Origin of the sequence: Nocardioides sp. NPDC057772 (genome assembly GCF_042798075.1) — a bacterium.
In the GTDB taxonomy this organism is placed as follows: domain Bacteria; phylum Actinomycetota; class Actinomycetes; order Propionibacteriales; family Nocardioidaceae; genus Nocardioides.
In genome coordinates this window covers 1-5,817 of the sequence record NZ_JBHVKN010000272.1, presented here as the reverse complement: position 1 = coordinate 5,817, position 5,817 = coordinate 1, and the positions used below count along the sequence as shown (strand labels likewise).

3 protein-coding genes are annotated in these 5,817 nt (G+C 71.8%); all 3 read left to right on the top strand.

Going from position 1 to position 5,817, the window contains the following annotated elements; translation table 11 throughout:
• A partial coding sequence (locus ACFVJS_RS25965; protein ID WP_378886391.1) for a beta-galactosidase family protein occupies positions 1 to 1,792 on the top strand: 1,792 nt, incomplete at its 5' end.
• A gap of 32 nt (positions 1,793 to 1,824) precedes the next feature.
• The gene (locus ACFVJS_RS25960; RefSeq protein ID WP_378886389.1) at positions 1,825 to 3,891 is read left to right on the top strand and encodes a thioredoxin domain-containing protein; all 2,067 of its coding nucleotides are present in this window, start codon (positions 1,825 to 1,827) and stop codon (positions 3,889 to 3,891) included.
• A 63-nt stretch (positions 3,892 to 3,954) separates the two neighbouring features.
• Positions 3,955 to 5,817 (top strand): helix-turn-helix domain-containing protein (locus ACFVJS_RS25955; RefSeq protein WP_378886387.1); only part of this gene is annotated, 1,863 nt, incomplete at its 3' end.

Below are 5,817 nucleotides of genomic sequence, written 5' to 3'. Positions count from 1 at the left end.
TCGCGGAGCGGCGGCCGTCGGTCCCTTGCGAGAGGTAGGCATGCCCGAGTTCACGATCGGTGAGACCGACTTCCTTCTCGACGGTGAGCCGTTCCGGATCCTCTCCGGCGCGCTGCACTACTTCCGGGTCCACCCCGACCACTGGGCGGACCGGATCGAGAAGGCCAGGCTGATGGGCCTCAACACCATCGAGACGTACGTCCCGTGGAACGCCCACAGCCCCCGCCCGGGCGTCTTCGACACCGACGGCATCCTCGACCTGCCGCGGTTCCTGCGCCTGGTGGGGGAGGCCGGCCTGCACGCGATCGTGCGTCCGGGGCCGTTCATCTGCGCGGAGTGGGACAACGGCGGGCTGCCGCCTTGGCTGTTCCGGGAGCCCGGCGTCGGCATCCGCCGCCACGAGCCACGCTTCCTCGACGCGGTCGAGAAGTACCTCCACCAGGTCCTCGCCCTCGTACGCCCGCACCAGGTCGACCTCGGCGGACCCGTGCTGCTGGTCCAGGTGGAGAACGAGTACGGCGCCTACGGTGACGACCGGGACTACCTGCAGGCCGTCGCGGACATGATCCGCGGCTCCGGTATCGACGTACCACTGGTCACCGTGGACCAGCCCGTCGACGCCATGCTCGCCGCCGGAGGTCTCGACGGGGTGCTGCGTACGAGCTCCTTCGGGTCTGACAGCGTGAACCGCTTGCGCACCCTCCGCGAGCACCAGCCGACCGGGCCGCTGATGTGCATGGAGTTCTGGGACGGCTGGTTCGACCACTGGGGCGGCCGGCACCACACCACCCCGGTGGAGAAGGCCGCCGAGGAGCTCGATGCCCTCCTCGCCGCCGGGGCCTCGGTCAACGTCTACATGTTCCACGGCGGCACGAACTTCGGTCTCACGAGCGGCGCCAACGACAAGGGGATCTACCGGCCGACGGTGACCTCCTACGACTACGACGCTCCGCTGGACGAGGCCGGGAACCCGACCGCGAAGTACTTCGCGTTCCGCGACGTCATCGCCCGCTACGCCCCGGTGCCGACCGAGACCCCGGGCTTGGCCGTTCCTGCACCTGAGCAGACCGTGGCGTTGGGCGAGCCGGTGCGCCTGTTCGAGGATCCGGCTGCGTGGGGCTCCTGGAGTCGTTGGGAGTCGCCCCCGGTGTTGGACGAGCTGGAGACGGACACCCGTCTGGCGGTCTACCGGACCGAGCTGCCGGGCGACGGCCCGGGCGTTCTCACCCTCGGCGAGGTACGTGACCGGGCCGCCGTCTTCCTCGACGGCGCCCCGGTCGGCGTCCTCGAACGGGAGCACCACGAGCGGGCGATCGCGCTCCCGCGCGGGCGCGGCCGGCTGGAGCTTGTCGTCGAGGACCAGGGCCGGGTCAACTACGGTGCCCGCATCGGTGAGCACAAGGGCCTCGTCGGGCCGGCCCTGCTCGACGGGGTGCCGCTCACGGACTGGGAGGTCCTGGCCATCGACCTCGACCGGGTGCCGCGCCTGTGGGAGGGCCCATCTGGCGGCCGAAGCTCCGGGGTCGGGCCCACCGCCTGGCGCGCACACTTCTCGGCCGAGCCCGACGTCGACCTCTTCCTCGACACCACCGCCTGGGGCAAGGGCATCGCCTGGGTCAACGGCTTCTGCCTGGGCCGCTACTGGCGCCGCGGGCCGCAGCACACCCTCTTCGTTCCTGGCCCGCTGCTGCGGCCCGACCGCAACGAGCTCGTCGTGCTGGAGCTGGACGGGCTCGCCGATCCGACGGCCCGGTTCGTCGCCGGGCCGTCCTTGGGGCCGCTCGAAGACTGAGTCCCCGCTTGGGCCTGCGGGATCATGGACCCATGAACCGACTTGGCGCCGCGACGAGCCCGTACCTCCAGCAGCACAAGGACAATCCCGTCGACTGGTGGGAGTGGTCGCCCGACGCGTTCGAGGAGGCCCGGCGGCGGGACGTACCCGTCCTGCTGTCGGTCGGGTACGCCGCCTGTCACTGGTGCCACGTGATGGCGCACGAGTCGTTCGAGGACGAGACGACCGCGGCGTACATGAACGAGCACTTCGTCAACATCAAGGTCGACCGGGAGGAACGGCCGGACGTGGACGCGGTCTACATGGCGGCGACGACGGCGATGACCGGGTCGGGCGGGTGGCCGATGACGGTCGTGCTCGACCACGACGGCAACCCGTTCTTCGCGGGCACCTACTTCCCGGACATGCCGCGCCACGGGCAGCCGGCGTTCACGCAGGTGCTGCAGGCGCTCTCCGAGGCGTGGACGCAGCGGCGCTCGGAGATCGGGGCGGTGGCGGACAACGTACGTCAGCACCTGGCCAACATCTCCGGGACAGCCGGGGCCGTGGGCGACTGGCAGGTCGACGTCGACGCCGCGGTGGAGAAGCTGGCGGGGGAGTTCGACCCGATGGCGGGCGGGTTCGGGGGCGCCCCGAAGTTCCCGCCGTCGATGGTGCTGGAGTTCCTGCGGCGGGTCGCCGGGTCGCTCGGAGCGGACTCCCGGGTCTCGCACATGCTCTCGCGGAGCGTCGCCGCGATGGCCGGTGGCGGGATCTACGACCAGATCGGAGGCGGATTCGCGCGTTATGCCGTGGACCGCGGCTGGGTGGTGCCCCACTTCGAGAAGATGCTCTACGACAACGCCCAGCTGATCGGCCTCTACGCCCGGCTCGGCACCGAGCTCGGCGACCGGGTCGCCCGGGAGAGCGCCGACTGGATGATCCGCGAGCTCGGGACCGCCGAGGGCGGGTTCGCCTCCGCGCTCGACGCCGACAGCGAAGGGGTCGAGGGCAAGTTCTACGTCTGGACGCCGGCCGAGCTCGTCGAGGTGCTCGGTGCCGAGGACGGTGCCTGGGCGGCGGAGGTCTTCGAGGTGACCGAGGCGGGGACGTTCGAGCAGGGGGCTTCGACGCTGCAGCTGCGTCACCGGCCCGACGATCTCGAGCGGCTCGAGTCGGTCAAGGCGCGGCTCCTGGCGGCGCGCGGGGAGCGGGTGCGCCCGTCGCGCGACGACAAGGTCGTCGCCGCCTGGAACGGGCTCGCGATCAGCGGGCTGGTCGATGCCGGGCTCCTGCTCGGCGAGCCGAGGTACGTCGAGGCCGCTGTCGCGGCGGCGGAACTGCTGTGGCGGGTGCATGTCGGTTCATCAAGGTATGCAGCCGAACCGTCACATCCCGTGCGGAACTCCACGAGGGAAGCGCCGGTTGGCCTGCATACCTTGATGAACCGACACCCCGCCCGCCTCCTCCGCGTCAGCCGCGACGGCGTGGCCGGCGCGCACGCGGGAGTGCTGGAGGACTACGGCTGTGTCGCATCGGGGTTCCTGAGCCTGACGCAGGCGACCGGCGACGCCACCTGGCTCGACCGGGCCACGTCACTCCTCGACACCGCGCTGACCCACTTCCGCGCCGAGGACGGCGGCTTCTACGACACCGCCGACGACGCGGAGGCGCTGGTCACACGGCCCCGCGACGCCTCCGACAACGCCAGCCCCGGCGGCACGAGCGCGATGGTCCACGCGCTCGTCACCGCGCACGCGCTCACCGGGGAGGGCCGCTACCGCACGGCCGCCGAGGAGGCGCTCGCCGCGATCAGCACCCTGATGAACAAGGCGCCCCGGTTCGCCGGCTGGTCGCTGGCCGCGGCAGCGACGATGAAGAACGGTCCGCTCGAGATCGCGGTCGTCGGCCCGGCGGGGCCGGATCGCGACGCTCTCGAGGCGGTCGCCCGGCGCAAGCCGGGCGCGGTCGTGGTCGTCGCCGACGAGGCCCGCGAGGACATCCCGCTGCTGAGCAGCCGGACTCCGGTGGACGGGAGGGCGGCGGCGTACGTCTGTCGGGGTTTCGTCTGCGAGCGACCTGTCACGTCGGCGGACGAACTGGCGACGACACATACCTGATCCGGGGCAACTATGTGGCTCTCCCATATGTCGGCGAGCGCGTAGAAGTGTAACTTCGGTCACATGACGGTCGATGTGGTTGCGTTCCTGGAGTTGCTCGCCGGGGATGCCGCGGAGGCCGACTTCGAGGGGCCGTCGCAGGCTGCGCGAGCAGCCGGCGCGACGGTCGAGGAACAGGAGCGGATCGACTACGCCAAGCGTCTCGCGCTCCAGGTCAGAGACACCCTGGAGGCCCGCCGGCGGCGCGAGGGCGAGCTGGGGGCGCTGTTCGAGTCGGCCAACGACCTGGCGATGCTGACCAACCTGGAAGCGGTGCTGCAGGCGATCGTGACCCGGGCCAAGCAGCTGCTCAACAGCGACGTCGCCTACCTGACCCTCAACGACGAGCGCCGCGGCGAGTACATGCGGGTCACCGAGGGCATCCTGACCGCGGCCTTCCGCACGACCCGGATCCCCTTCGGCATCGGGCTCGGCGGCCTCGTCGCCCAGACCATGAAGCCCTACTCGACCGCCGACTACATCCCCGACGAGCGCTTCCGGCACGCCCCCGACATCGACGCAGCCGTCAGCGGGGAGGGCATCCGCGCGATCATCGGCGTGCCTCTCCTGCTCGGCACCCAGGTGATCGGCGTCCTCTTCGCGGCCAACCGGACCGTACGTCCCTTCGGAACCGAGGCCAGCGCCCTGCTCGTCTCCCTGGCGGCCCACGCCGCGATCGCCGTCGACAAGGCCCGGCTCCTGGAGGAGACCCGAGCAGCGGTCGCCGAGCTCGAGGTCACCACCCGTCAGCTGCAGGCGCGCAACGAGGTCGTCGAGCGCGCCGCCGATGCCCACGACCGGCTCACCCGGATCGTCGTGGAGGGTGGGGGCGTCGACGATGTCGTACGCAGCGTCGCCGAGGTCCTCGGCGCCCGGGTCGTCGTGCTCGACCTCCACTGGGAGGTCATCGCGAGCAGCGCCCCGGACCAGCCCGTCTCCGACTACGAGGCGGCCGTGACCCGACGCAGCCTCGACCTGAGCCGCACTGCCGGCAGCGGCGACGTCTACGCCACCCCAGTGCTCGCCGGCGCCGAGCAGCTCGGCTCGATGCTGCTGGGACCGCGCGAGGTCGACCGCGAGGACGGCGATCTGGACGACGGCGACCAGCGGATCCTGGAGCGGGCGGCACTGGTCACGGCGCTGCTGCTGCTCTTCCGCCGCAGCGTCGCCGAGGCCGAGGGACGGGTGCGCGGCGAGCTCCTCGACGAGCTGCTCTCCGGCACCACCCCGGATCCGGAGACGCTGCGCGAGCGCGGCCGCCTGCTGCAGGCGGACCTGTCCAGGCCCTATGCCGTGGTGGTGGCCAACGTCCCCGGTGACCGGGCACGTGTCGGCCAGGCCGCGACCTTCGTCGCGGCGACCCACGACGGCTTCGCGGCGGTGCGGCAGGGGCAGGTCGTGCTGATCTTCCCCGACTGCGACGCCCGCGCGGCCGGCGAGCTGGTCGTCGAGGGACTGCGGCTATCGGCGGGTGCGCCGGTGACGGTCGGTGCCGCCGGCCCGGTGCCGGGGCCGCTGAGCAGCCCCGACGCCGTGGTGAAGGGATACGACGAGGCCCGTCGCTGCCTGGCGGCGGCGATGACCCTGGGCCGCGAGGGCCAGGTGGTCACCGCCGACGACCTGGGGTTCGTGGGGCTGCTGCTCGGCTCCGACGGCCACCCGGCGACGTACGTCTCCTCGCGGCTGGGCCCGGTGATCGACTACGACGCCGCGAAGGGGTCGAAGCTGGTCGAGACCCTGCGGGCCTACTTCGCCGCCGACCGCAACCTCACCCGCACCGCCGCGGCGCTGCACGTGCACGTCAACACCGTCACCCAGCGTCTGGAGCGCGTCACCCGGCTGTTGGGCAAGGGCTGGCAGGAGCCGGAGCGCCAGCTCGAGGTGCAG